The following is a 25,311-nucleotide window of genomic DNA, read 5'->3' as shown; positions in this document are numbered from 1 at the left end:
TTCAAATTTGTAAACCTGTTAAATGTGACAGGTGTGGCAGTTTCCAATTCTTACTAGAATGGACCTGTCTATCGGAGCCTATCCTCTCCTATGTTGATATTTTGCCCGCTGCCGTAAGGCGGCGGGCTTTTTTTTTAGTCTCCCCCAGTGCCCTCGGCACAGGTTAACCGCGATCTCGTTGTGAGGACGCGGTTTTTTTATGGCGGCAGCGGAGTTTGGTTCCCGCCGTTTTCTTCCTTCTGATCAGCGGCAATCGGATCAGAATGATTCAGGTAGATATACGCAATTTTTAAGCGCGATGCAGGCCCGCTGTAGAGAGAACCGTTACAGAAAAATTCTCGGGCATCCTGCTAAACTACCGAATTCCCGCCGGCTCAAGGTTTGATTACTGCGCAGGAATTTCCGATTTTTATTTCAGATTTTATTCCGATTTTTATTTCGATTTTTATTCACCTATGACTCCGATTCGCGGACCTTCCTTCCAGTTAGTCGACCAGATCGATGCCGAACAGCTCCAGCAAGACGGCGGTTTCGGTGCGCGTACCCGGCCCTTGCTGGTCAAGGGTGCGTTGCGTAACTGGCCGGCGCAGCAAGGCTGGTCGTTCGAACAAATGGCTGCGCTGCGCTACAAGGACGGTTCTGAACCGCAGGTAAAGTTTCAGAACGGCCTGGTGGAGCAGGGCCAGACCCGGCATCGGCCAGTGATGCCGGTTGGTCCCTATCTGCAAGGCCTGGCAACGCGGGCCAGGCAAGCGTTGCCGGACGATGTCGGTTTGCTGCCGGACCGGCGGCGCCATCAACTGGCCGCGGGCGAACGATTTTTTCTCGAGTGGTCGCACATGCAATCGTTTCAACCCGATCGCATGTATCTGGCGCAATGGAATATCCTTGATGAGTTTCCGGCGCTGCGCCACGATTTCTCGATCAAGGATCTGTGGCCGGGCTGGCGCTGGACCTGGGAATATGTCTTCATGGGGCCGGCCAACACCGTCACCGGTCTGCATTACGACTTTCCGCATAACTGGTTTTGCCAGGTGCGTGGCAGCAAGGAATTCATCCTGTTTCCGCCTGAGCAGACACCGCACATGTGCATTTCCGAGAAATACGATTGGGGCGCGATCTTGAGTGATATCAATATCTCGCGCCTGGATCAGCAGCCGGACAAACTCAAGGAATTCGAAAAAACGCAGGGTTTGTATGCAAGGGTCGAGCCGGGCGATGCGCTGTTCATTCCCAAGCGCACCTGGCACGCGGTGGTAGCGCTGGAGCCGTCGATCAGCCTGGGAGTGTTTGGCCTGACCGCCGCCGAGGTATTGTTTGGCGGCGTACCGAACGAAATCAAAAACGTTTTCCACAAGATGCATCTGTACCGCTGGGGTAATTGCACCTGCCACAAATTCTAGTTTGATATTTAGTCGCATATTTAGTCTGACGGGCCGGACCTTCCGCAATACTTTCGGCGTGCTGCCGTCGGAGCTTCAAAAGATGGCGATTGCGTTCAAGCGTGAGGAAAAATGATGGTCTAAGATGTCGTATATTAAAAAAACGGAGACCGTCATGAATCAGGATACGCAACCGGCAACTGGCCGCTCTATAGATACCTTGCTGGCCAAATACTCCGAAAGTCATCTGAATCCGGTGAATGAAGTGATTCATTTCATCTGCGTGCCAGTCATCGTCTTCACGCTCCTGGGTTTGCTGTGGGCGATCCATCCGTGGCTGGCGCTGGCGGTGGCGCTGGCCTCCATGCTCTACTATTTTTCCTTATCGGCGCCGCTCGCGTTCGGCATGCTGCTGATGTCGGCCGCGATGCTGGCGCTGCTCTACGTCTTGCCGCCCGGCCTGGTGCTGCCGCTTTCGATCAGCGTGTTTGTGATCGCCTGGATAGGGCAGTTTATCGGCCACAAGATCGAGGGTAAAAAACCCTCTTTTTTTGACGATTTGCGTTTCCTGCTGATCGGCCCCTTGTTTGTCCTGGGCTTCTTGTACCGCCGCCTGCATATCGCCTATTGATGCGCAGGGATTGACGCATTGATTCGATGAAAATCGCCATTTTTGGTGCTGGTTCGATCGGCATATATATCGGCGCTTCACTGCTGGCCGCCGGCGCCGATGTGCTGTTCATCGGCCGCTCCCGCATGCGCCAGCAGATTGTCAGCCAGGGTTTGCTGTTGAGCGATCTGGAAGGTCGCCGGCAATGTTTTGAGGGCAAGAATTTCCCGTATCAGGAAAGCACTGCCGCACTGGCCGAAGCCGATCTGATTCTGGTCACCGTCAAGAGCGCCGACAGCGCTACGGCGGCGATCGCGATTGCTGAACACGCCAAGCCGTCAGCGCTGATCGTCAGTTTGCAAAACGGCGTCGGTAACGTTGATACGTTGCGCAGTTTGTTGAGCGGCTGGCAGGTGCTGGCGGCGATGGTGCCGTTTAATGTGGTGCAGATGGAAGGCAATCGTTTTCATCGCGCCAGCGGCGGTGAACTGATGATTGAGAAAAATGCCAGGCTGGAGCCCTGGCTGGCGCTATTTCGCCAAGCCCATTTGCCGTTGCAGCTATGCGACGATTTCGCGGCTGTCCAGTGGGGCAAGCTGTTGCTGAATTTGAATAATGCGCTGAATGCGCTGTCCGGCCTGGCGCTCAAAAGTCAGTTGTCGCAGCGCGCTTATCGGCGCTGCCTGGCTTTGTTGATTGAAGAAGCGCTGGGTTTGCTGCATGCCGCAGGGATTCGTCCGGCCAGGATCGCCAGGGTTGGGCCGCGGCTGTTGCCGGCCTTATTGCGTTTGCCCGACGCCATTTTCAAGCGGGTTGCGGCAACCATGCTGAAAATCGATCCTGAGGCGCGCTCTTCGATGTGGCAAGACTTGCAAGCGGGGCGTCTGACGGAAGTCGATTATTTGAATGGTGCGATTGTCCGCCTGGCCGAATCTCTGGCGCGCGATGCTCCCGCCAACCGACGTATCACGGCGCTGATTCACGCCGCTGAACAAGGCAGCTCGCAACCGTGGTCTGGCGATGCGCTGTATCGCGAGTGCGGCGGCAAGGATTTGTTGAAATAGCGGAACGGAAAGAACCAGGCCTGACTCGAAGCAAAGTCGTCGCCGCAGAGATCGTCCTGTTTATTCAGCTTGTTACTCAAGCAGTTACTCAACTTGTCACGAAAGGTCCGATATGGGGAAATTTCCAGGCGCACTTATGCTGTTGCTGGCTTTTACGTCCTTGGTTCACGCGCAAGACCAGCCTATGCCGCGACCCGAGCCGGGAGTGGGGCTGGAGGGACATCCGGACGCCAGAAATGACAGGCGTCAGGATTCGGGGCAGGATTCGGGTCAGGATTCTTATTACGACGGAACTCGCCGCATTGGAACCCACAGCGTAATGCGTTGCAAGGATGGGACAATGCGCAAGGCGCGTACCGATGCCTGCCGTGGTCACGATCACGCACCCAAATGAAAGCCAGTCTGAGCAGGTAAGTACAGCGGGTGAGGGCGCTGATATATGAATATAAAATATCTGTTATCAGTTAAATAAAGCAGACACGAATGCTGCGTCGCCATATAGTTACACCTGTCTCCTCCAACACCTCCTAAGGTTTGGATTCAGCCCGCAACCGCAAGGTGAGCGGGCTTTTTTTTGCCTGTGCAATACGTATCTGGCATCGGATCTTGTCCGCCGGATGCTTTGACGCTGTTGCGAGCATCGCTTAAAAATTCATGTAAATCAAAGGCTTGGGATTTTTAGCATGAGGTTATCAACAGGCTTGCACACATTTTCTGTGGGTAACTTGGGAGCGCAACGAACAACTTTGTTGTGCGGACAAAAAAAAGCCCCGCAGGCGGCGGGGCTGGTGGATCAGGCTAGCGGCGCTTTGTTTTCAGAAACGCAGGAACGAGCCGCCCAGTTTTTTGTAAGGAGCGCTCCAGACGGCTAGTACCTTGTCCAGCAGGCTTGGCTGCTGTTTAGTCAGATTCTTGCCATGGAAATGCATATCAGGGCGAGCTTGAGCTTGCATCGCGCGTGTTGACAGCGGCAGTGGAGGAGAGATGCTGGCCATGATGTTCCCTTTCAATTGATCGTCTATGTTGCATTGCAGTATAAATAATCTGAAACGGCTAATCCAATTTCGCTTTCACATACTTGCCATACCGTTTGTGAATATCAGTCAGATCTGGCCGTATGAATACGGTCTTATATCGGGGTTGCATAAGCATATAGCTAGCATATTGGCAGTTGGCAATTTTCGTGCTGTAATGCAGCAAGCCGCATCGTCGCAGGGTAGTGCGGTGTTGTTGGATATAACCCCTACTGTGGAAACGGAGAAAATCATGAAAAAACTGACAGGTCTGGCACTGCTCGCTTGCTGCTTTATTTTTAACCCGGCATTTGCCGCAAATTCGCAACAAAGCAAGATGGCAGCGTGCAACAAGGATGCCACCGGTAAAACCGGCGACGACCGCAAAGCCTTCATGAAAGATTGTCTGAGCGCAAAACCGGCAGCGGCCGCTCCGATGTCGCAGCAAGAAAAAATGAAAGCATGCAATACCGACGCCACCGGTAAGAAGGGTGACGATCGCAAGGCGTTCATGAAGCAGTGCTTGTCGAAGCCAAAGGCATAAGACGTTTCTGTAACGGCAATTCCGGCAGCCCCATTTCAAAAGCCTCGTTTTAGACGGGGCTTTTTTCATTTTGTTACCAAATTGCATACTCGTTGCGGGAATTAATGTTTACTATGCAAAGTCGAAACCAAGCTCGCACTTTTTAAGGAAACCCATATGATGAAAAAATTAGCGCTCACCCTTACTCTTGGCTTGGCTTGTGTTGCCGCTCAGGCTGCTGCCGATTGGCAACCGGTTGGCTCCAGCGATACTGCAGAGCTCAAGCTGGACCAGAATTCGATCAAGGAAACCAAGGGTATCCGCGAAGCATGGTCCATGTGGAACTTCAAAGAGGCGCGCAAGAATGATGGCGACGCCAAGGTATTGCCAACCTTTAAGTCGTATCAGGATTTCACTTTATACGATTGCAAAGCCAAGACCTTGAGCCTGAAGCGAGAGATCCTGTTTGCTGACGCTGACGGCGCCGGCGCCAAGGTGGATCACAGCGACGCCTTGAAAAATTCGACTTATGCTGCGCCGGCGAAGGATTCGGTCGCCGAAGTCATGATGAATTTCGTTTGCGCATTCCCTCTTCCTACCAAGTAATTGCAGCGCTTCAAATCAGCAGGCAAGCGGGCTTAGGCCTGCTCTGCGGCTGATAGCAGCTGCCTTATCACGCGTTTGCCTTTCTGCATTAAATGCTGGTGGGCTCCATCGCCTCGTCGAAAACGCAAAACTCATTCTTCCCAGCCCGCTTGGCTTGGTACATGGCGATATCGGCCTGCGACATCAATTGCGAAGTGGAGATGCTGGCGCCGGAATACAGGGCAATGCCGATCGAGGCGCTAAGTTCGAGTATCGTGCCGGCGATATTAAAAGGTATGCCGATCGCCGCCAGCAATTGCTGAGCGACGCCAACTGCCGCGCTGCGGGCATCGTTGAGATCCGTCAACAGAACGACAAACTCGTCGCCGCCGAGGCGCGCCACAGTATCGGTGGCGCGGCGTTCGTCCAGCAGGCGCGCCGCGATCTGGCACAGGATGGCGTCGCCGGCGTCATGTCCGTATTCATCGTTGATTGGCTTAAAATCATCGAGATCGCAAAACAGCAAGGCAAAATGCGTGCCGTCGCGTTGGGCACGCGCCAAAGCCTGTTGCAAGCGATCTTCCAGCATAGCCCGGTTGCATAAGCCGGTGAGCGCGTCGTGATGCGCCATGAACGCCATGCGCGCCTCGCTCGCCTTGAGCGCCGTTTCTTTTTCACGCAGCCGTTCCACCAGATAATTAAAACCCAGCACCAGGCCGCCGACCTCATCCTGGCGCTTGACCGGCAGCGGCGCCAGCTGGCGCTTGCCATCTGCCATTTCACGCATCGCATGCGCGGCGTCGGTCAGAGGCCGCAAGGTGCGCGGCAACAGCAACATCAGTACTGCAATCATCCCGATCACTATCAGCAGCGTGTTCTTCAGGTAGAAACCAAGCATTTCCATGATCGGGTGAAACACCTCCGCGGTTGGCATGCGGGCGACGACAAACCATCCGGTGCTCGGCACCGTCACCATGGCCGATAGCTCTTCGACGCCCTTGGCGTTAATCGTTATGCCAGTGCCGCGATAACCGGCCATGGCGCGATCGTGCAGCAGATTCACGCCAGGCGCCGGAGTCGGCTGTAACACCATGGACGGGTCGCTGGCGCCGACGAACAGCTTGTCGGCCGGCGACACTAAAAGAAAGCCGCCGCTGAAGCCGAGCCGGGTTTCTTGCAAGCGATCGAGAAAGCCGGGTGTGTTGAGCACCACCACGCCCGCCAGCACCGCCACTACTTGCCTGGCGGCGTCGCGTACCGGCGCCGCCATGATCAAGATCGGTTCGCCGTTGGCGCGTCCACGCTGCGGCTTGCCCATCACTGGGGAATCGGCATGCAGCGCCGCCTGAAACCAGGCGGTATTCGAAAAAACCAGACTGCTGCGCCCAGCCACCGTCGGATATTCCGCCAGCAGGCCGCTGCCGTCCGGCCGTAGCACCAGCAGACCGCTGTTAAACAAGGGATTCACCCGCTGCCGTTCCCGAATCCAATTGAACAGTTTTTCCGGCTGCGACAACAGTGCGGGCGGTAGTGCGGAGCTCAATTCTGCTATCAGCGCCTGGCGCGCCTGGATGCTATGGTCAATGTCGCGGGCTATATAAGAGGCAATCGATAATTGCTGGGCTGCCGCCTCGTCGCGCAAAAGCCCCTGTGCGTAAGGTAATGCAAAAAACATACGCAACATGACACCGGCCACGATAATCAACACACCGAGGCCGATCAGACGGAATTTTATGCTTTGGAAAATTGCCATGGGGGAATGATACAGAAATCGGCAGGACCGCAGTGAGGCCACCCGCAACCATTAACGGTAGCCTATTTCTCCGTCTTGGCCGCCAAGGTTTTTGCTATACTCCTGCCTTTAATGCAAACTTGAACGCGCTGACGTATGCCTGCAGGTAGTATGGATGCCATAAATCCCTTGTTTTCAATCGGAGATTTGAGCAAATCTGTAGCAAATGAAATGTTAAAACGCATGATTTAGCATGAGCAAGAATGGCCGATGAGGTGTGGGAAAAACCTTTAAGTCATTGGGTTTATTGCGTTAAGTTGTCAAAATCAAGGACTTATTCCACTCCTTGAATTTCCCTGTCTCGCCATAGTTCAATGGATAGAACGAGTGCCTCCTAAGCGCTAGATACAGGTCCGATTCCTGTTGGCGGGACCATCCCCATTTTTCGGAAATCGCATTAAGTCGCCGCGAGCCATGTATTTAAAGGCTTTTCGGCCGATTTTGGTCAGCGCCGGATTTCGTAAAATACCGTAAAAAAGCACTAATTGCTGATTGCGCCTCCCCCAGATTTTCCCCGTCATCTCCCCATTCATGGTGTAATCGCTATTTTTTCCGGCAAGAGCGGAACATATGGCATCGATCGTAAAAAGTCCAGGTGGCTGGCGAGTACAGATTTCAATCAAAGGGAAGCGCGAATCAGCAACGTTCGTCACTAAGGCGCAGGCGCAAGCGCAAGCATGGAGTGATCGACGTGGCATTATTAGGCATTATTCGACGCTGGCACCTTCGTGACCAAGTCCCATTGAGGGAGATCGGCAGACGTTTGGGCATCTCCAGAAACACTGTCAGACGTTACCTACGCTCTGATGCCATAGAGCCTGCGTATCCAAGTCGACGCACTCCGAGTGCTCTTGATCAGTACGCCTTTAAGCTCTCATCCTGGCTTAAACCCAAACCACTAAATCGCGGAAGCAGCGCCGCAGCATCCTTTTGCAAGGATCACTTAGCCGAACATGGGCGAAATTTAGGCGAAAACGGAGACCTTTTGAGCCATCGCCAGACTTCGCAGTTTTTGTAACCCCTAGTAGTTATGAGGTCTGCGGCGGTCTGGTATGATTTTTAATGGTGGAGGCGGCGGGAATCGAACCCGCATCCGCAGTGCGGGACGATGCGCAATTGCCCCCCACGCCTTTCCGCTAAATAGGGTGCTTTTGAATCAAATTTGCACTACGGCGAAAATTAAGCCCGGCGTGGCAGCGAGCCAGGCCGGGCATTTTCTAAATTCACGCATTTCGACGCATGCTTGGGTGCCGTTCTTGAGTCGGTTGGACTAATCGGCCCGATCAAGGCGTTGTTACATCCCCGCCAAATTCTTTTAGTGCCCCGTCCAGGTCCTTTAATTGATTTCCGATTATTTGCATGGTGATGAGCCTGCGCGACAGGATCCGCGCAGCCTCCTGCATGTCGACCTTGCTGGTTTTGACGGCCAGGCGCAGATCTGCGGCGTCGCGCAATAGCTTATCGGTCACCAGGGCGGGAGTGAAGCTTTCGACGTGTCGCATCCCCGCGTATGCGGCAGAATAGCGATTCAAGTCTGCCTGGTCCATATAAGCCAAGGCTTGATTGGCAATCGCCGTATCCCATGCGCTGGTACGATTGAGCGCAGTGTCGATTGACATATGCGTGGCTTCCTGAGCGAGTTTGTTCAGCTGTTCGGCATCAATGCTGCCGCCCTTGCTCAAGTGATCGGTCAGAGTATCCACGATGGCCTGCAGTTTTACTTCATTCTCCGCATGGGCTTTGCGCAAGTTTGCAACATACGTCCAATTTTCCCTCAGTTCCGCTCGAATATTTGCCGAGGCCATATTCGCTGCCGCCTTGTGGTGAATCGTCACCACAACCTGCTCCAGCGCCAGCGCCGTCAGGATGGAGACGACGATCATCACGTAATGAGACGCAAATTCCCTGGCGGAACTGGTCACTTTTTCTGGTAGTTCAAAATGCATGCTTAGCCCCTGACGAAGAAAATAAAGTGCAATCATGAAAGCCGATCATTTTCACTGCGGCAACTTGAGCCGAGCAATATAATGCAAAATGCACAGTCGCGCAGAGCTACTTTCCGCTTGGCAAGCAGAGCTAAGATAAATTGAGATTTAGCAATCTATAACAAGTTATATTTTATGGAATACATTCTGCTGGCAGCTCTTGTTCTTTTTGTAATCGGATGGCTTGTCTTGGTTGAATCTCTTTTTAAAGCGCTGGCGAACCGCCATCCAGAAAAATATGAGGATATGGGACGACCTACGACGTATGAAAAAAATCCTGTTCACACGGAGGTGTTGATTCGATTTCTATTTTCCCGCGACCATGAATGCCTTGGCGATCGCGCACTTTCGATTCAAGTGAAGCTCATGCGAACTTGGTTGGTAGTGGCGTTGGCGGGCTTTATTTCACCGTTATTGATACTGCTCTACCAAGGCTTCTTTCCAGAGAACTAATTCCTCTATAGGCCCGACGAGCATGTATTTATGTCCGAGATTCTAATTTGATGTTCGAGTCGGCCTGGCCTAGTAAGTCGCTACCAAAGCTGCGCCCGTAGGGCTTTCCGTTACTTCAGTCGGATTGGTATATAACGAACAAATCCTGCCCCCGCAACCACCACAGCAGACCGGACCGGAGACTCGTTCTAAATATTGAAAAATCGAACCCGCGTCTAGGCCCAAGCGATGCTCGCTCTATCCATTGCGCAGCTAGTGACGATCTAGCATCAAAACAAAATAAATTCCGGGAAAAGTTGAATGCTATGAATTTGCTACAGCAAATAGTGAGAGGCAGAGCTGGCGCGGGTTTCCAGTCTCATTCCACGCCGTGAACTAACGGATGGCAGGTAAAGTGACCTGTAGAGCGATAGCCCAGCATCCGTATGTAAATATCCATCCGGGTTACAGCCAAGTCTCACCTTGGCACTATTACAGTCGCCCTAACGCCGTCAAAGTGGCCGGATTTTAAAGACTATCGTGTATTTCTCAATACAGACTTCCGCCTAAGGTCTTCGGTCGTTTCCCCATTCCCATCATGTCGCCAACCCGGTGGCTTCAGTAAGTAGGTCAAAACTTCTCGTGCTGTTCGCGCCATTTTCAGATCATGAGCTAGCTTTCTCCACTCGTCGAATTCGATGACGAGCAGATTGTAAGTTTTGACAGGCGTTACAAATCCGAAGTGACATGGCACATCGGCTCTCTCGCTGATGTACGTACCAAAGAGGCGATCAAAGATAATCAGCACGCCGCCGTAATTTCCGTCTAGATATTCTAGATTCGACGCATGGTGCACGCGATGAGCCGACGGCGTGTTAAGCAGCCACTCCAACGGTCCAAGGCGTGGAATCCAGGTTGCGTGAATCCAGAACTGATATAAGAGATTGAGCGACAACAACATCATGACAATACGCGGTGGCATGCCGAGCAACGGGGCAAGCATGAAGAACAGTAACGAGCCCGTAAGACGCCCGGTCCATCCAAAACGGTATGCTGCCGACAAATTGAGCTGATTGGGCGAATGGTGAACAGCATGGGTACACCAGAACCATCGCACTCGGTGCGCCATGCGGTGATACCAATAATAGAAGAACTCTTGCCCGACAAAGCATGCAAGCCAGCCACTCCAATGGAACATCGGCAACGTCCATAGCCGATGTCGCCAGAACCAATCCATCATATCAACCCAAAACAGCAATGGGAGCAACCAGTGCAATGGATATTCGCGGATTAGGAAATCGACCACTGATACGCAAGCCGCCTTCCAGTCATAAGCATCTCTCCCTAGCGTAATCGATAGTACGATTGCTTCGACGATTGAAGACAGCAGGACTATGACGACAGAAAATTTGAGGATCGTGGACAAAACGCTCATGGTGCTTCACCAGTAAGGGGATATAGAGAAGCGTAACGCTGAGATTTTTCTATGGCAATTAGTTTGGGACGAATATCGCAAGAAGTCAGCTACCTAAAAGGGGCAATGTGGGACCAGCGGACCACCATATTCAGCTGGAGACTAATTTGTAGTATTTTCAATGCTTCTCCCCATTTTTTACGAAATTTATATGTATATTATTGATTTTATTGACTATTTGATTCCTGTTGGCGGGACCAAGTCCCTTTTCTCTGATTCCCTCATAAATCACCGTAAGTCACATAAAAAAATAATGTAGGCTCAAAACGGTTTAATGGCTTGAAGATAATTGAGCATGAAAAGATTTACTTTTGATAGCGATGGCGTCTGCCTGTCTTACCTCGATTCCGGCGTCGACGCACCGTTGTTGCTGGCATTGCATGGGCACTTTGGCTGCGCCCGCAATTTTTCGCCTTTGGCACAGGCGCTGGCGCAGGACTATCGCGTAGTCGCGTTGGATCAGCGTGGTCATGGCTGGAGTCAGCATCCAGAAGATTGCTCCAGAGGCGCCTATGTCAAGGACTTACACAACCTGGTCAGGCATCTTAGTCCGAAACGCCCGCTGTTTTTACTAGGGCATTCGCTTGGCGGAGTAAATGCCTACCAATTCACAGCTCAGCAGCCTGATATGGTTAGTGCATTGGTGGTGGAAGACATAGGCGTGCAGGTCTCCCCCAAGATCGGGTTCGCTGCCGACTGGCCGCATCGTTACGCCAGCTTGCCCGATTTGCTGGAACTACTGACCGACAAGGGGCTAAGTGGCGATCGGCATTTCCTGGATAGCGCTTGCGAATATGACGATGGCTGGGGTTTTCGTTTCAACCCGCATTGGATAGCCCGCTCCGAGCAAGCTTTGACTGGCGACTGGCGCGGCGATTGGCTGCAACTGCAATGTCCTACGCTGCTGTTGCACGGTACGCGCAGCAGGGTCATGCGAACGGAAGATGGACAGTGGATGCGGGCTAATCATCCCAATTGCACCTATCTCGAGTTTTCCGCCGGCCATACTATCCATGACGAGTTGCCCGATGAATTTGCCGACGCGGTCAAGAGCTTCTTGCGCGCCAAGGCTTAACCGCAGAGCGGCAAGCTCCATGATCATTCACTTTGTTGATGGGCTCTCATCGTCGATCGCTGTTTATTTTTTCGGGAGGTGGTGGGAGATGATCGCTTACTGACTAAGTTGACTATGAATGCCGGTTGAGTCTGCCTCTTGGCACCCGACAAATTCGCATCGTATTTTTTTCCATCCGCACCAAAATATCTGATGTGATGCTCGTTGGACTCGTTTGTGCCATTTGGCAAGTGATCTGGATCGCCCGGATGATGTGGATCATCCGGGCCATGATGCTCGAATGCCATATGAATGTAGTCCATGCCCGGATCGTATGAAGCATGAATTTTCGCCCACCAAAGTTTGCCATCACCGCCTTGATACCTCAGCCATTCTTGCTTGTCTTTTCTGCAACTGGTGATCCATAGCGGATCATGAGTACTTTGTGCTGGCGTTCCGCATAACTCACAATCACTCGATTCGAGATGCGCTACACATTTTCTTCCGTCACCTGCCGCGTAGCTCAGTTCCGTCGCGTGTTTAAGTTTTTGTGGGGACGCCGTCTGAGCCGCCACGGGCAAGGAGGCCAACAAAATAAGAAGCGCTGGTAAAGGATTTTTCATGAAATCACCTTTCGAAAGCGAGAGAATTGAGCACATCTGCGGAGCTGGCCCGGTTCCACATTCGACATCGCGTTATCTATTTGTACTGATGTTGACAGATGATACAAATTGGCACTAAGAACAAAAAATTATATGGAAGTGGCCGTTTGTAACGAGACGATCATATGGCGGTGTCATGCACAAAATTTTGGCATGGTCACGCGAAGCCGCTGAAAAGTTGGCGCCGTTGCCGTTAGGTATTTATAAATTTTTCTAAAGCCGATCTGGAGCATGGACAAATTTCATCCCGATTACTAAGATGAATTAATGTCATTTTTTCTACAGTTTCGGTTTTGGGAGTTCGCTATGGACGCGCATATCGAAGAAGAATTGGTTAACGAGTACATCAATAGAGTTCAAGCATTGGCAGTCCTGGCTCTGTACGGACAAAATGTCGACGCATCCATTCAGTCCGTCATCAGCGAAGCATGTTATTTCCTCTTTCGTCAGAGATCCGATGCGACGGCGAATCTCTTGGCATTCAAAAGCCGATTGACAAAAATGGCCGATGTCGCGCATTACAGCCTGCCGGAATACAAAAAACCGTTGGAATATGCCGCTTCACTGGTTGCCATTAATTAACTTTAACGAAATAAATCAGAAGTCTTCGGCTATACGCCCAGGAGTTTGATCTCTACAAGTCATCGACTACATCGCGTAGCAAGGCATAACGAATCGATGCCTGATCCGTGGTGTTGAAGCCGAGCAAGGGATGGGCCGGATAGCGATATTCCGGCCTTTTTTTTGACCCCGTGTCAAAACGTATCGACGCACCAAGCGCCTGGCTATATTCAAAGAGAGGCATTCAATGAAGGTCGATCTGATAGTGACCACTGCCCAAGACTCACCGATAATTTGTATGCAACCGGAAGGAAATGAGTCAGTTGACAGTACAACGTTTGCGCCATTCATTCTTATTTGCGGCAACTGCACAGCATTAATCTTGTTTGATTTCTATTGTGAAACTAAAGCGCACATATTTAAGGAACGCGCGGGGGAAGGTTGGACCGGCAACGGTCGCGACTGGAATTCCGTTGCGGAAGTCGTCATCGCGGAACAATTGCCTCAATTGGCCGACGCATTCACCTTCGATTCCGACGCCAGTTTTTTTGCGATTGCCGGAACAAAGACGAATTTGACGGTGCTAGGCCATGCGTTAAAAATCGTTTTCGATGATGATCACATTCTCCGGGACATTCTGTTTCGTGCCAGGTTGCAGGACTAGCCGTCCAGAGCGGGAATTATTCATATCCCAAGCGCTGATCTTTAAATAATGGCTTTCCCCGGCAGCGCGGACACTTCCGCCAGGCGGATTTCTATCGTTGCTCGGTAAAAAAATAAAGTAGTGCAACAACCGGCAAAGCGAACCCTAACCAGGACGCCAGAAGCCATCCGCCATGAGCAAACGCCAGGCCGCCAAGCGCCGAACCAAGCGCGCCGCCGGCGAAGAAGGTTGCCATATACAGGCCGTTGAGCCGGCTTCGGTATTCAGCCCCCAATACAAAGATCGCGCGTTGCCCCAGCACCAGATTGGTGGTCACGCCAAAATCCAGCAAGATGCCGGCCACAACCAGTAATCCCAGGGCGAGCGGCGAACCATAGGCGCCGATGTGGGTGATGAGAAATGCAGCGGCAACCGCCAGCATCGCGAACGCAGTTGCCGGCTTGCTCCAGCCGCGATCTGCGAAGCGGCCGGCGATAGGCGAGGCGATGGCGCCGGCGACACCGGCTAGCGCGAATAGCGCAATGCCTCCTTGCGATAGCCGGAACTCGGGCCCAGCCAGCAATAGCGGGGTGGTGGTCCAGAACAGGCTGAAGGCAGCAAACAGGCAGGCCTGGTATAAGGCGCGGCGCTGCAGAATCGGTGTGCTTCGCATCAGCTGCGCCATCGAGGTCAGCAATTTTCTGTATGAGAGCGTCGATATTGGCTTACGCGGCGGCAGGGCTATTCTCAGCATGAGCGCCAGCAGGGCCATCGCAGCTGCTGACAGGAAGAACACCGTGTGCCACGAGGTGAACTGGGCAATGAAGCTGGAGACCGGGCGTGCCAGCATGATGCCTAGCATCAAGCCGCTCATGACATTGCCGACCACCTGGCCGCGCACGGCCTCGGGCGCCAGGTGCGCTGCGTACGGCACCAGAACTTGTACCGCTACCGAGGCGAGGCCGATGCAGAGGATCGCCGTGAAGAACGGCAGTGGGTGGGTCGACAGCGCGGCTGCCAGCAGTGATAAGGTGGCGAGTCCAATCAGCGTCAGCACCAGGCGGCGCGTCTCAAGCAGATCGCCGAGCGGGACGATAAACAACAGCCCTGCGCCGTAGCCGATCTGCGTCAGGGTGACGATCAGTCCGGTGGCTGCGGGCGAGAGGCCTAGCGCCGCGCCTATCGGTCCGGCGAGCGGCTGAGCGTAATAAATATTGGCGACGATTAGTCCGCAGGCAAACGCCAGCAGGAGTATCATCCAGGCCGACACAGCCTGCTCGGGTTTGATGTCGGCGGTCATTGAGGTTGTGGTCATTGCGCGTCCTAAAAAAAGGGAATGGGGAATGAATATTTCCTAAATGGGTAAAAAATCAGATGAGTGTTTTCATTGCGATATCCACCAGCGCCGCCATCTCATCCCGGCTCCGGCCCGTCTTGCCGACAAGGCGCATGCCTTGAATCAGGCAGAGCATGAGCCGGGCTGTTGCCGCGCCGTCAACGTGCGGCGGGATCGAGCCATCCTCTTGCCCTTGCCGGATCAGCTCGCCAACGACCATTTCATTCCTGGCCAGTGCGGCAGTGACCCACTGCGCGACTTCCTGGTCAAAAGTGGCCAGTTCCGCAGCGCTGCCGCCGACCAGGCAGCCCTGACGGCCGGCGGCGCCATGCGATGCATCAGCATAAAAGGCCAGCGCCAGACGAAGCCGTTCTCTGCCCGTGGCGCCGATGCCGACAGCCGCCCGCAACTGCGCATCGCGCACGGTTTTGTAGCGATCAAGCGCTGCCAGAAAGACACTTCTTTTGTCCTTGAATGCCTTGTAGACGCTGCCCGACGCGAGTTGCATGGCATGCGTCAGGTCGCACACCGAGGTGGCGTGATAACCGCGCTCGCAGAATATCCGAACCGCTTTGTCGAGCGCCTGGTCCATGTCGAACTCGCGCGGCCGGCCGCGGCTGCGCGAGATATGGGCAAGTTTTGAGGAGGGATCTGACATCCGCTGATTATGGAAACGTTTGTTTCCTAAGTCAAGAAATGAAACAAAATCCATCGGCGTTGATCAAACCGCCGCTGCGCGACATTCGCGCAGAGCTTGACTTGAGACGTCGGCGTCGATCAAGCTGCATAAGCAAGTGGCCAAGTGTTTAAACAATAGCAATACAGAAAGTCGTTATGTCAAAGAAAAAAGAAGTAATTTGGAGTTTTGCGCTGGCATGTACGTTTCTTTGCTGGCATCCCCTCACTCAAGCTGCCGATGCCTCGACTGTGCCGCCATTGGCGCCGGCGCTCGATAACAGCTATGTCTCGGCGGCACTCGGCAACGGCATAATGTACGGCACCAGCCTGGACACCCAGAAGCCGATGCGTTGGCGCGCTGCGGAAATCAGGTTCGGGCCGGCCATCGATCTGTTCGGGCTGGCTGCCGGCGGACATCTGCCAGCGGGCGCCAGCACCCGGCTTGATTATGTGTATTACAACGAAGGCCATCCTGACAACAATCACCGCGACGGTTATGCCGCGCAGATGGTCTACCGCCAGAAACTGCACCCCGGTTTTGACCTTGAACTGGCTGCCGGTCCGTATTTCAGCATGAATCGAAGCACCATCAACGGCACGGAAAAAGACGATGCGCGCCTGGGCGGTTTGCTTTCCGTGGCGCTGCTGGCGCGCCTGGATCAATATTCGCCCGGCCTGAGCATCCGGCTGGCGTACAACCATGCGTTGGTGCCGGGCGCGCCTTCGTCGGATGCGTTCCTGGTCGGCATTGGCAAGGAGCTCGGCGCGGCGCATGTGACTGCGGCTGATGCGGATAGCAGTCACGGGCTATGGCTGGCGGCGCTGGGCGGTTTTGCCCAGACCAATCAATCGGGACCGGGCAAGCGGCTGAGTTATGCGCTTGAAGCCAAAAAATACTACGGGCCGTGGGCCGCTTCGGTTTCAGCGATTGAAGAGGGGGATGACGGCGTGCGCGTGAACCGGCATGGGGTTGCCGCGCAGGGCTGGTACGTGCAGCCGATTACCGAGCACTGGGATATCAGCGCTGGCGCCGGGCCGTATCTGGCGGCCAATCAACGCGAATCGGGCGACTGGAAACTCAATGGCTTGTTCAGCTTGCAAGTCGGCCGCGATCTTGGCAGCAGCGTCAGGGGTTTCGCCAGTTTCGGCCGGGTAGTCACCTTCAGGAACAAGAATGACGCCGACCTGATGACAGTCGGCGTCATGAAGCGCTTTGATCTGTAGCGTAGCGTTGCGGATGACGCAGCACCAAGGCTGCCGGTCGGTTCAGCGCAGCGTCTCGACCAGTTTGTTTTCGCCAATACTGCCAAGTAAAGCTTTAATGGACAAATCTCTTTTTCTTTTAGATCAATGACTTATCAAAATTGATGATGTCCATAAAATGCCAACAAAAAATGGACTGATGATACGTTTCTGTCCATTTCTAGATGGCTATCGGATGGCGCGGCGACGCTCCCGAAATGCGGAGCGATCAAGGTCGAGTTTCGCCATCCGGCCGTGGACACTAGCGGTGTTGCTTGGATTAAGGAGCTGCAGTCTAACTGCCTGAACCTTGCGCTTTTTCTGTCAGCTCCGTGAGCGAGTCTGATTCTGGTTCTTCTTCATGATTGGGAGCAGAGGCAAATGGAAAGCGAATCAAAAAAATTATTTGTTCGAACTGATCGGAAATTATCGCTGACTCGATGGCCTCTTCGGTTGGATGCCAGACACCGGGCTCTACGCGACGCGCCGTGCGAGAACCCGAGAGGTTCGCTCTTAAATGTTCCAGTACCGACGGAGGCACCGATTCTCCAGGCGGTTTATATGCGCGCAGAAGCTTCGCAGATTGACTGCAGTACGACCAACAAATAAATTCGTCATGATCGGCTACTACTAGCATCGCTGCTTCTTCTGTGAACTCTAGCCACTTCAACACCGTTGCCGTCAGCGAAGTCTGGTAACGTTCCGCACAGCGACCTAATAACTCAAATGATATTTCCTGCCCTTTTATCTGAGCGTCGAAGTCATTTCGCGGCATCAACAAATAGGAGGAAAAAGTGTTCGCTTGCGATTCGAGCCGCTTAGATTCAAGGCTGTCATAGTCCATCATTTCAGCTTGACCACATTGAAACGTCTCGTGCAATGTCCGGTGGAGAAGGTAGTGCCCCAATTCATGGGCAATAGTGAAGTTAATTCGCCCAGGAACCACGACCTTTTTGTCGTAAGAAATACACCAGTCCTTATGTTTTTTTCGCTTCGAAAGCATCCCATCGATCCCATCGATTCCGTGCGGCATAACAATGCCCACGGGTTCAGAGAAGCGTTGCTTAGTAACCTCAAGAGCAAGTGTCTCCACATTGACTGGGAAGCCTTGACCGCTTGCTAACCAGAGTTTGGCTAGTTGAATACCCCACGCAGCTGGCGTTGTCGGGTCACTCATCGTCAATAGCCTTGAGGAATTTTTCTAGCTGCGCCCGCTTGTTAGCATCTAGTTGTGTAACACGTCGAAAAAAAACCTTATCGGCATCAGATTCCGCAAACTCCTGTTTTGCATCATCAAGCAAGAATTCGACCGTAACTCCAAAGACCTCGGCTATGCGTGCAATTTTTTCTGCTGATGGTCGTATCACCGGCCGGTTTTCCAATTCCCAGATGTAACTCTTACTAGAGCCTGATTTTTCCGCAAGTTGATCTAACGTTAACTTTAAACGCTTCCGTTGCGCACGTATTTTTTCACCTATTGCTGTTGCCACTTTTCTCTCTCCATGTACTTAATGTTCAGAGTAGACGCATTTTTTTTGCTTGACAAGTGAATTCTTTAAGTCGATACTTAAAGTGCGCCTATACCGAACTTTTCGTTTTTTGGTGCTTTCATAAAGGGCTTCACTATGGCAACAACAATTAAATGTACGGCGCGTCGGATGGCTGGCGGCACAGGGCATGAACACATCAGCCATCTCTGGTGGGATCAAATTGATGATTTGAAGAAGGTCGTTCAAAGTGGCGTCAACACACGGGAGGAAATGGTCGTCTTCATCGAGAAAAATGGCAACAACTCGGTGTGGTGTCCTGATCGCAATCCACAGCTCCAGGGTGCTTGGGTACACGTTCATAACAACGGACACACTAAATATGTCCAAACTGTTGCAGATGGACGGAAGACAGACAATTTGCTCTCGTTACCTCAAAAATGATGGTGTTTTTAGGCTACTGGCACTCTAGTGGAATGAGTGCCAAAAATTCCTTGTCATTCAAAAAATTCCATCTATAGTAGTACTTAGTGTGAATTGCACTAAATGTAGTATAAATATTTCTTTAAAGGAAATTATAATGACTGATAAAAGAATTTACGTTGAACAACGGCCAGAGGGTGACTATGCCATCAGGCGGCCAAATTCCGAACGGGCGAGTGACGTGAAACCCACTCAAGGCGAAGCTATTCAACGCGCCCGCGATTTGAACAATGGTGTTGCACCGCACGTCGAACGCGTACGCCATACATCGAAGGGGAAGCCTGATCAGTGGCGGAAACCTTAATGCGATTGCAGTAGATCAGGGTCCAGCAGCATTGAGCTGGCGTCCATGTCATTAAATTGATGACCCTGACTTTCACCCCCTAGATATCCGTTTTGCGAGTACAGGCACGATCGCCTGAAATCTACTTGCGCTCACCGATAGCAACTATCGGCCTGCCCACCTAATTGTCCCTGGCGGCGTCCTACGATTATCACTCGTTTGACCAAGCCCATCTCCATGCCAATCCAGCAAAAACGTTTGCTAAATGCTATTAGTAAACATGCCTATATCTGGTGCCATCTTATTGGTGTCGGAAGCAATACCTCCAGGGCAGAACATTCTAAAAATTGCTCAACAGGCGATAAATAAACATCCTGCGGAAAGATCATGCGAGAAGGTCATGGCGCTAGGGTGAGTGAACATGATTCTTGCGTACAGTAAGAAAGCCCAAGAAGGTACAACGCAAGCACAGCGTGGCTCCGCCTACTACCTAAATTCAGAACACAACCCTCCTGACATGGCGCTAACTCAATTCTAAATTTGTTAAGTACTAGACCGCGTGGGTTAGCACCTTGTCTCTAGATATATCTGCGTCATTGAGTAACACAGGTGTAAGCGCCTCGGCTGCACCGTCTAGACGCAATTTTCCAAAGAATCCAAAGTAGTTCCCGCTATTATTTAACGGGAGCTACCTTGGATTCGATAGTCACACCTGGCCGCAAGAAGCGGCGACCGAATTTCTCACCTGAATTCCGGAAGGCGCTGGCACAGCGCGCATGCGAACCGGGGGTCTCGGTTTCCCGACTGGCGCAAGAGAATGACGTCAACGTCAACATGGTGTTCAAGTGGCGGCGGTATCTGTTGGCGGGGAAGTTTGATAATGCGGTGCGCCAACAGGCGATGTTGCCAGTCGTGATTGCCGATGCGCCGGAAACTACGGGTTCATCGACGAAGTTGAAACAGCCGGCGGCATCAGCCGCTGCAATGGATTCCGGCCTGCCACAGCAAGGCATCATCGAAATCCGAATTGCCGATGCCACCGTCCGCTTCGATGGTCAGGCCGATCTGGCGAGGCTGCGCGCCGTGGTGCGGATGCTGCGCCCATGATGGGCCTGCCGGCGGGTACGCGCATTTGGCTGGCCGCGGGTGTGACGGACATGCGCGCGGGCATGAATGGCCTGGCGGCGAAGGTGCAATTGACGCTGGCCGAGGAGCCGCTGTCGGGCCATGTGTTTGTGTTTCGCGGCCGGCGCGGCAATGTCGTCAAGGTGCTGTGGGCCACCACCGATGGCGTGTGTTTGCTGATCAAACGCTTGGAACGAGGCCGTTTCGTCTGGCCACAGGCCGATAGCGGCAAGGTGCACCTGACCCAGGCGCAATTGTCGATGCTGCTCGAAGGGATCAACTGGAAGCAGCCAGAACGCACCTGGCCGCCGCTGTCGCTCTTGTAAACACGGCAGGACATGCGTAAACTCCGCGCATGGCTGCTACCCCACCTCCCGACGACATTGAAGCCTTGAAGGCACTGCTGGCGCTGCGCGATGGCGAGCTGGCGCACTTGCGCGGCGCCGTCATGACGCTGGAGTTGGCGCTGTCGGTGCGCACCCTGGAAATCGAGCAACTGAAGCTGCAGATCGCCAAGCTCAAGCGCATGCAGTTCGGCCGCAAGTCCGAGAAGATCGACCGCAAGCTTGAGCAGCTGGAAGCGCGCCTGGAAGACCTGGTGGCCGAGGAAGGCGCGGCCGAGCAGAAGTCACCTGCACCGACGATGCCGCGCCAGAAGTCGGTCCATGTCTCGCTGCCAGCACACTTGCCACGCGAAGAACACATCATCGAGCCGGAGGAGCAATCTTGCCCGGCCTGCGGCGGCGCATTAAAGCTGCTGGGCGAGGATGTGTCCGAGCAACTGGAGATGATCGAAGCGGCCTTCAAGGTGATCCGCCATGTGCGCCGCAAGAAGGCCTGCGCCTGCTGCGACTGCATCGTTCAGGCACCGGCGCCAAGCCGCCCGATTCAGCGCAGTTTCGCCGGCCCCGGCCTGCTGGCCAATATCGCGGTCAGCAAATTCGCCGATCATCAACCGCTCTACCGCCAGGCAGTCATGCATGCCCGGCAAGGCGTGGAACTCGATCCTGCCTCCACTGGCCGCTGGATGGGCGCCTGCGCTGAATTGCTTGCGCCATTGGTCGAGGCACTGCGCCGCTATGTGCTCGCGCCCGGCAAGGTCCATACCGACGACACCACCATACCGGTGCTGTCTCCCGGAAATGGCCAGACCAAGATCGGGCGATTGTGGGTCTATGTGCGGGACGACCGCAATGCCGGATCGAAGGCGCCGCCGGCGGTGTGGTTTGCCTATTCGCCGAATCGGCAGGGACTGCATCCGCAGTCGCACCTTGCCGATTTCCGTGGCGTGCTGCAGGCGGACGCCTATGCGGGCTACAACAAAATCGTCGCTGGCGACATGGTCCAGGAGGCTGGCTGCATGGCGCACGCGCGGCGTAAGGTGCATGATCTCCACGCCAGCAAGGCCACGCCAACGACGACGGAAATCCTGCGCCGGATCGGCGAACTGTATGCGATTGAGGCGCAGATCCGCGGCCAGCCGGTGGACGAACGAAAGCGCATCCGGCAATTGCAGGCGCGCCCGCTTCTGGATGAACTGGAAGCCTGGCTGCGCAACCGGTTGTTGACGCTCTCGACGCAATCGGACACGACCAAGGCCATCAAATACATGCTCAACCAGTGGCAGGCGCTGATCTATTACTGCGGGGATGGCGTCGCGGAAATCGATAACAATATCGCGGAGAATGCCTTGCGCGGCTGTTGCCTGGGGCGGAAGAATTTTTTATTCTTTGGTGCCGACAGCGGCGGCGAACGGGCCGCCGCCATGTATGGACTGATCGGTAGCGCCCGACTCAATGGCATCAACCCGGAAGCCTACCTGCGCTATGTGTTCACGCACATAGCTGACTATCCGATCAATCGGATTGCTGACCTTCTGCCTTGGAATGTCGCCGATCGCCTGACGCAAAAAATAGCATAAGCAATTCGCCAGCTTCGCACCTGAAAAGTCAAGAACGGTGCTGGTAAGGCGCTTACACACAGGTCACTCATGCCTAAAGTAATTATTCGATCACGTTTTCATTATGGGTAAGTTTCATTTTATATTCATTGACTCTATGTATGAAATATTCTATTCTTTAATCTCATCACACTTAATGAATTTTTCAATACATGAGGTATTTCAATGTCATCTCCTGACCTACTCGAATTTCACGCACCAAGCTTGGATCTCAAGTTCAGAGTCCAATTGTTAACTAAAGAAAACCCAGATGTCGTAGAGCAAGTACTTAAGCAATTGCCTCTACAGAGCACGCTTGGTCACGTCGTTGTTTCCGGCGAAGCAATATGGTTACCTACCCGGATCGTCCACTTGGGCGGCACCAATATGGTTCAGCGTTCGCCAGGCGCGGTCTATTTATATGCTCCTGGGCAAACGATTTGCCTAACTTATGGGCGCATTACGGAAAGCGCGCTTGTCAATAAGTTCGGTCAAGTTCTCGAAAGCGACTTGCATATCTTGAGTCAGCTGGGAGCACACGTTTGGGACCAAACAATTGCGCAACCACGCAAGAGCGTTGTCAACATCACTATCCGGAGGGCTGAATAATGTCTGCATTCAAAAAATATGAAGGTACCTGGCAAGATGCCAAGGCCGAAATCGAACGCCAGATCGATCGTGTTTGGCTCGACGAACCAGAGGAAATCCAGAAAGTTCGATGGGGAATCATCGATAGTGGGGCTGGGAGCGGTCAACAATCATTCAGCGTACTTGTGCATTTGGAGGCTTACCTAATGCTCGTTGGCGCAGACGTCATGTATCGGTTTTTAAAGGTAGCTAAATACCCAGATATGGAGCTGCCAGTCCTTACGCGGATGACCAAAGAATTTCTGACAGGCACATTTAATGCCTTCGAATTCATGACGGATCTTGGTTTGACCAATATGCACGAAATCGGACAAGCCTATGCTGATTCACTTGATAAATTAGAAACTAAAGAAGAGTATATTCAACTCACTGGCGCGATGATGACCTATGTCATCAGAATGCACCGTTGGGTTCATTTCATCTTTCCTTGGAATTTGGGCGTTGCTTTCCCACATCGTACACCTGCTGAAGTTGCTGCTATTGCCAAAATTACTAGTAAAGTCTGATCCGGTATCCCAACGGCGTCAAATATTGGCACAGTAGCCTAAGCTTCTCGGTGCCCGATATGTTGCTATTAATTTCCTTCGATCGACGAAATGGGTGGTCAACTGGCCACCCATCAAATAAGTACAAGACGTCGACACTCACTGAATGCAATCAAGATAGTTTATAGTTGTCAGCTTATCGATCTGCCACGACCTTTCGCTCTTTATGTTTTTGCTTAAATCCGATCGAGATGAGCAACTAAATTCATCTTTTCTCCCCGGCGTCAACGAGATTACTTTGTTGTGCTTGATGCCAAGAACAGGTCAAGGTTAGTATCTGGGCGCTAGAAATCCTAAAATGTTATTCCGAATACCTCCGGAGAGAAAATTGCCAGAAACTCGCCCTCGCGTACAGTCTAAACCGAAGAAATCCGCCGTGGAGGTTACGACCCAACCGATGTCATTGCGCGCAGAAATCGAAAGACGTATGGAGGGGCAAAGACTAACTCCTGCACATCGACGAATTGTGCAATGCCTCATTGACCATGCCCCCGAAATTGGCTTCTTATCCAGTATGGAGCTAGCTGAATTGGCAAATGTCAGCCAACCATCGGTTTCACGATTTGCATTAGCGCTGGGCTTTGATGGCTTCCTTGATATGCGCCGTTGCTTTCGCGCGATTGCTGACCCTGAACCGTCGGTATCGGTACCTCAAGTCTCACATAATCGCTATCAAACCGCGGCGGCAACGGAAGCAGCGAATCTGGTTGAACTTTCTGCCACATTTTCAGACCTTACTATCATCAAGAAATTTGGTCAGGTATTAGCCTCATCACGGCCACTTCCAGTGCTAGGACTTCGGGCGTCAACAGGGCTCGCGAAACATTTCTGCTACTTCGCTGCCAAGGTGCATCATGACATTCGCCCCATTCTCGACGGAGGATCGCTGACTGAAGATCAGCTCGAGCAAGCTTACGCTGCAGGAGCGACTTGGTTGCTTGTATTCCTGATGCCTCTATATCCGCGTGAGACGATAAAAGCGATTGAATACGCTAAACAACTAGGTTTGAAGATCGCTCTCGTCAGCGATTCAACTTTTAGCAATCAAGGAGAGTTAGCAGATCTTCTTCTTACCGCACGCATAAATTCGAATTTGGTCTTTGATTCGAGCGTCGGTGCAATGATGTTGATCTCAGTTCTTCTTGATGCTATGTGTGACGCCATGCCCGAACAATCTGAAGCACGTCTTGAATACAGTGATCGTTCGTCAATGCGACGTAAGGTTTTTGTGCGTTAACCAAAACTGATCTCGGCGCTCACAGCATTCACTTTGACGTCGGAAAAATATCACCGCCTGCATCTATGGCCTCCCGCTCACTGGCAATACGCCGAGTTGATGGCAGCCCTCCATCGACCAACGAGTCATTTTATCGTTCGGGACGACAGCATCGATAACCTTGTGATTCTGCCGGCATAAGTTCGGATCTTTCATGACCAATCCTGCCTCCTACTTCACCGATTGATCAAGAGTGCTTAATCGCCCAGGTGTCAAAAAAAATGCGAACGCGAAAGATAGGCGATTAAAATTTCCGCTAACGAGAAAATTGCAGGCGCTGGTGCACATTGACCGCTGCGCCGATTCTGGCTGACCTACTGCGCTGGTCCGCGCTGACCTATCCTGACGGTATTGACCTCACAATTCATGAGTGACCAACAGACGCGCGTTGTGACGGGCAACAAACGACCTGAAGTGGTCTTTCATCAATCGGCAGGAAACAGCGGCTTCATGCGCAATATCGGCCGTTCGCAGGCAATGCGTGCCAAA

Annotated in this window: 28 protein-coding genes, 1 tRNA gene and 1 pseudogene; 20 read left to right on the top strand and 10 right to left on the bottom strand. The window is 52.8% G+C overall.

The window, feature by feature from the left end; all coding sequences use genetic code 11:
• The first annotated feature begins 455 nt into the window (after positions 1–455).
• The 3 genes from VNZ60_RS13950 to VNZ60_RS13940 all read left to right on the top strand — a co-directional run bounded on the left by VNZ60_RS13950 (position 456) and on the right by VNZ60_RS13940 (position 3,056).
• The gene (locus VNZ60_RS13950) at positions 456–1,403 is read left to right on the top strand and encodes a cupin-like domain-containing protein (protein ID WP_325660085.1); all 948 of its coding nucleotides are present in this window, start codon (positions 456–458) and stop codon (positions 1,401–1,403) included.
• Between the two features lie 154 nt (positions 1,404–1,557).
• Entirely contained in the window at positions 1,558–2,013 is a 456-nt protein-coding gene (locus tag VNZ60_RS13945) for an Mpo1 family 2-hydroxy fatty acid dioxygenase (protein WP_325660083.1), read from the top strand.
• 26 nt (positions 2,014–2,039) lie between these two features.
• A complete protein-coding gene (locus VNZ60_RS13940; protein WP_325660081.1) occupies positions 2,040–3,056 on the top strand; it encodes a 2-dehydropantoate 2-reductase in 1,017 nt (338 codons plus the stop codon).
• Between the two features lie 815 nt (positions 3,057–3,871).
• On the opposite strand, the gene VNZ60_RS13935 is transcribed toward VNZ60_RS13940, so the two are convergent.
• On the bottom strand, positions 3,872–4,051 hold the full coding sequence (locus tag VNZ60_RS13935; protein WP_325660079.1) for a hypothetical protein: 180 nt from the start codon (positions 4,049–4,051) through the stop codon (positions 3,872–3,874).
• A 271-nt stretch (positions 4,052–4,322) separates the two neighbouring features.
• Between VNZ60_RS13935 and VNZ60_RS13930 the strand changes: the two genes are divergently transcribed.
• Positions 4,323–4,613: a PsiF family protein gene (locus tag VNZ60_RS13930; protein ID WP_325660077.1), complete on the top strand. Its 291-nt coding sequence runs from the start codon at positions 4,323–4,325 to the stop codon at positions 4,611–4,613.
• A 156-nt stretch (positions 4,614–4,769) separates the two neighbouring features.
• Positions 4,770–5,198, top strand: coding sequence for a surface-adhesin E family protein (locus VNZ60_RS13925; protein ID WP_325660075.1), 429 nt, complete (start codon positions 4,770–4,772; stop codon positions 5,196–5,198).
• A gap of 88 nt (positions 5,199–5,286) precedes the next feature.
• Here the strand turns inward: VNZ60_RS13925 and VNZ60_RS13920 are convergent, their stop codons facing one another.
• On the bottom strand, positions 5,287–6,930 hold the full coding sequence (locus tag VNZ60_RS13920; protein ID WP_325660073.1) for a diguanylate cyclase domain-containing protein: 1,644 nt from the start codon (positions 6,928–6,930) through the stop codon (positions 5,287–5,289).
• A 339-nt stretch (positions 6,931–7,269) separates the two neighbouring features.
• Here VNZ60_RS13920 and VNZ60_RS13915 point away from each other — a divergent pair.
• Both VNZ60_RS13915 and VNZ60_RS13910 read left to right on the top strand, forming a co-directional pair.
• Positions 7,270–7,344, top strand: a tRNA-Arg gene (locus VNZ60_RS13915).
• A gap of 307 nt (positions 7,345–7,651) precedes the next feature.
• A pseudogene (locus VNZ60_RS13910) lies at positions 7,652–7,896 on the top strand (IS21 family transposase); the annotation flags it as partial.
• A gap of 356 nt (positions 7,897–8,252) precedes the next feature.
• On the opposite strand, the gene VNZ60_RS13905 reads toward VNZ60_RS13910, so the two are convergent.
• Positions 8,253–8,951 (bottom strand): hypothetical protein, encoded by a 699-nt coding sequence (locus VNZ60_RS13905; RefSeq protein WP_325660071.1) that lies wholly within the window; start codon positions 8,949–8,951, stop codon positions 8,253–8,255.
• A 138-nt stretch (positions 8,952–9,089) separates the two neighbouring features.
• Between VNZ60_RS13905 and VNZ60_RS13900 the strand changes: the two genes are divergently transcribed.
• Complete coding sequence (locus tag VNZ60_RS13900) at positions 9,090–9,407, top strand: hypothetical protein (protein ID WP_325660069.1); 318 nt, start codon at positions 9,090–9,092, stop codon at positions 9,405–9,407.
• A 514-nt stretch (positions 9,408–9,921) separates the two neighbouring features.
• Here VNZ60_RS13900 and VNZ60_RS13895 read toward each other — a convergent pair.
• Entirely contained in the window at positions 9,922–10,821 is a 900-nt protein-coding gene (locus VNZ60_RS13895; protein ID WP_325660067.1) for a sterol desaturase family protein, read from the bottom strand.
• A gap of 334 nt (positions 10,822–11,155) precedes the next feature.
• On the opposite strand from VNZ60_RS13895, the gene VNZ60_RS13890 reads away from it, so the two are divergent.
• Complete coding sequence (locus VNZ60_RS13890) at positions 11,156–11,935, top strand: alpha/beta fold hydrolase (protein WP_325660066.1); 780 nt, start codon at positions 11,156–11,158, stop codon at positions 11,933–11,935.
• Between the two features lie 23 nt (positions 11,936–11,958).
• Here VNZ60_RS13890 and VNZ60_RS13885 read toward each other — a convergent pair whose 3' ends face one another.
• Positions 11,959–12,537 (bottom strand): hypothetical protein, encoded by a 579-nt coding sequence (locus VNZ60_RS13885; RefSeq protein WP_325660064.1) that lies wholly within the window; start codon positions 12,535–12,537, stop codon positions 11,959–11,961.
• Between the two features lie 345 nt (positions 12,538–12,882).
• Here VNZ60_RS13885 and VNZ60_RS13880 point away from each other — a divergent pair, with 345 nt between their 5' ends.
• Complete coding sequence (locus VNZ60_RS13880) at positions 12,883–13,158, top strand: hypothetical protein (protein WP_325660062.1); 276 nt, start codon at positions 12,883–12,885, stop codon at positions 13,156–13,158.
• Between the two features lie 52 nt (positions 13,159–13,210).
• On the opposite strand, the gene VNZ60_RS13875 is transcribed toward VNZ60_RS13880, so the two are convergent.
• Entirely contained in the window at positions 13,211–13,381 is a 171-nt protein-coding gene (locus tag VNZ60_RS13875; RefSeq protein WP_325660060.1) for a phage virion morphogenesis protein, read from the bottom strand.
• Between the two features lie 3 nt (positions 13,382–13,384).
• Between VNZ60_RS13875 and VNZ60_RS13870 the strand changes: the two genes are divergently transcribed.
• Positions 13,385–13,801: an Imm51 family immunity protein gene (locus tag VNZ60_RS13870; protein WP_325660058.1), complete on the top strand. Its 417-nt coding sequence runs from the start codon at positions 13,385–13,387 to the stop codon at positions 13,799–13,801.
• Between the two features lie 91 nt (positions 13,802–13,892).
• Here VNZ60_RS13870 and VNZ60_RS13865 read toward each other — a convergent pair whose 3' ends face one another.
• The gene (locus VNZ60_RS13865) at positions 13,893–15,095 is read right to left on the bottom strand and encodes an MFS transporter (RefSeq protein ID WP_325660056.1); all 1,203 of its coding nucleotides are present in this window, start codon (positions 15,093–15,095) and stop codon (positions 13,893–13,895) included.
• Positions 15,096–15,150: 55 nt separating this feature from the next.
• A complete protein-coding gene (locus VNZ60_RS13860; protein ID WP_325660054.1) occupies positions 15,151–15,774 on the bottom strand; it encodes a TetR/AcrR family transcriptional regulator in 624 nt (207 codons plus the stop codon).
• 176 nt (positions 15,775–15,950) lie between these two features.
• On the opposite strand from VNZ60_RS13860, the gene VNZ60_RS13855 reads away from it, so the two are divergent.
• A complete protein-coding gene (locus tag VNZ60_RS13855; protein ID WP_325660052.1) occupies positions 15,951–17,018 on the top strand; it encodes a hypothetical protein in 1,068 nt (355 codons plus the stop codon).
• Between the two features lie 313 nt (positions 17,019–17,331).
• On the opposite strand, the gene VNZ60_RS13850 is transcribed toward VNZ60_RS13855, so the two are convergent.
• The gene (locus tag VNZ60_RS13850; protein WP_325660050.1) at positions 17,332–18,213 is read right to left on the bottom strand and encodes an ImmA/IrrE family metallo-endopeptidase; all 882 of its coding nucleotides are present in this window, start codon (positions 18,211–18,213) and stop codon (positions 17,332–17,334) included.
• A complete protein-coding gene (locus VNZ60_RS13845) occupies positions 18,206–18,526 on the bottom strand; it encodes a helix-turn-helix domain-containing protein (protein ID WP_325660049.1) in 321 nt (106 codons plus the stop codon). Before VNZ60_RS13845 ends, VNZ60_RS13850 begins: the two co-directional genes overlap by 8 nt.
• 135 nt (positions 18,527–18,661) lie before the next feature.
• Between VNZ60_RS13845 and VNZ60_RS13840 the strand changes: the two genes are divergently transcribed.
• The 8 genes from VNZ60_RS13840 (at position 18,662) to VNZ60_RS13805 (ending at position 24,783) form a co-directional block, all read left to right on the top strand.
• Entirely contained in the window at positions 18,662–18,967 is a 306-nt protein-coding gene (locus VNZ60_RS13840; protein WP_325660047.1) for a DUF3892 domain-containing protein, read from the top strand.
• A gap of 136 nt (positions 18,968–19,103) precedes the next feature.
• The gene (locus VNZ60_RS13835; RefSeq protein WP_325660046.1) at positions 19,104–19,310 is read left to right on the top strand and encodes a DUF2188 domain-containing protein; all 207 of its coding nucleotides are present in this window, start codon (positions 19,104–19,106) and stop codon (positions 19,308–19,310) included.
• A 672-nt stretch (positions 19,311–19,982) separates the two neighbouring features.
• Positions 19,983–20,396, top strand: coding sequence for an IS66-like element accessory protein TnpA (tnpA, locus tag VNZ60_RS13830; protein WP_325660044.1), 414 nt, complete (start codon positions 19,983–19,985; stop codon positions 20,394–20,396).
• The gene (gene tnpB / locus VNZ60_RS13825) at positions 20,393–20,740 is read left to right on the top strand and encodes an IS66 family insertion sequence element accessory protein TnpB (RefSeq protein WP_325660042.1); all 348 of its coding nucleotides are present in this window, start codon (positions 20,393–20,395) and stop codon (positions 20,738–20,740) included. Before tnpA ends, tnpB begins: the two co-directional genes overlap by 4 nt.
• A 29-nt stretch (positions 20,741–20,769) precedes the next feature.
• Complete coding sequence (gene tnpC / locus VNZ60_RS13820) at positions 20,770–22,335, top strand: IS66 family transposase (RefSeq protein ID WP_325660041.1); 1,566 nt, start codon at positions 20,770–20,772, stop codon at positions 22,333–22,335.
• Positions 22,336–22,539: 204 nt separating this feature from the next.
• Positions 22,540–22,962, top strand: a complete 423-nt coding sequence (locus VNZ60_RS13815; protein ID WP_325660039.1) for a hypothetical protein — start codon at positions 22,540–22,542, stop codon at positions 22,960–22,962.
• On the top strand, positions 22,962–23,507 hold the full coding sequence (locus VNZ60_RS13810; protein WP_325660037.1) for a cucumopine synthase-related protein: 546 nt from the start codon (positions 22,962–22,964) through the stop codon (positions 23,505–23,507). The genes VNZ60_RS13815 and VNZ60_RS13810 overlap by 1 nt, the downstream gene beginning before the upstream one ends.
• 367 nt (positions 23,508–23,874) lie before the next feature.
• Entirely contained in the window at positions 23,875–24,783 is a 909-nt protein-coding gene (locus tag VNZ60_RS13805; protein WP_325660036.1) for a MurR/RpiR family transcriptional regulator, read from the top strand.
• Positions 24,784–25,311 lie beyond the last annotated feature (528 nt).

It is taken from the genome of Collimonas sp. (assembly GCF_035566375.1).
GTDB lineage: Bacteria > Pseudomonadota > Gammaproteobacteria > Burkholderiales > Burkholderiaceae_D > Collimonas.
Note: the sequence above shows the minus strand (reverse complement) of the source record. Positions and strands in the feature narration are given on the sequence as shown.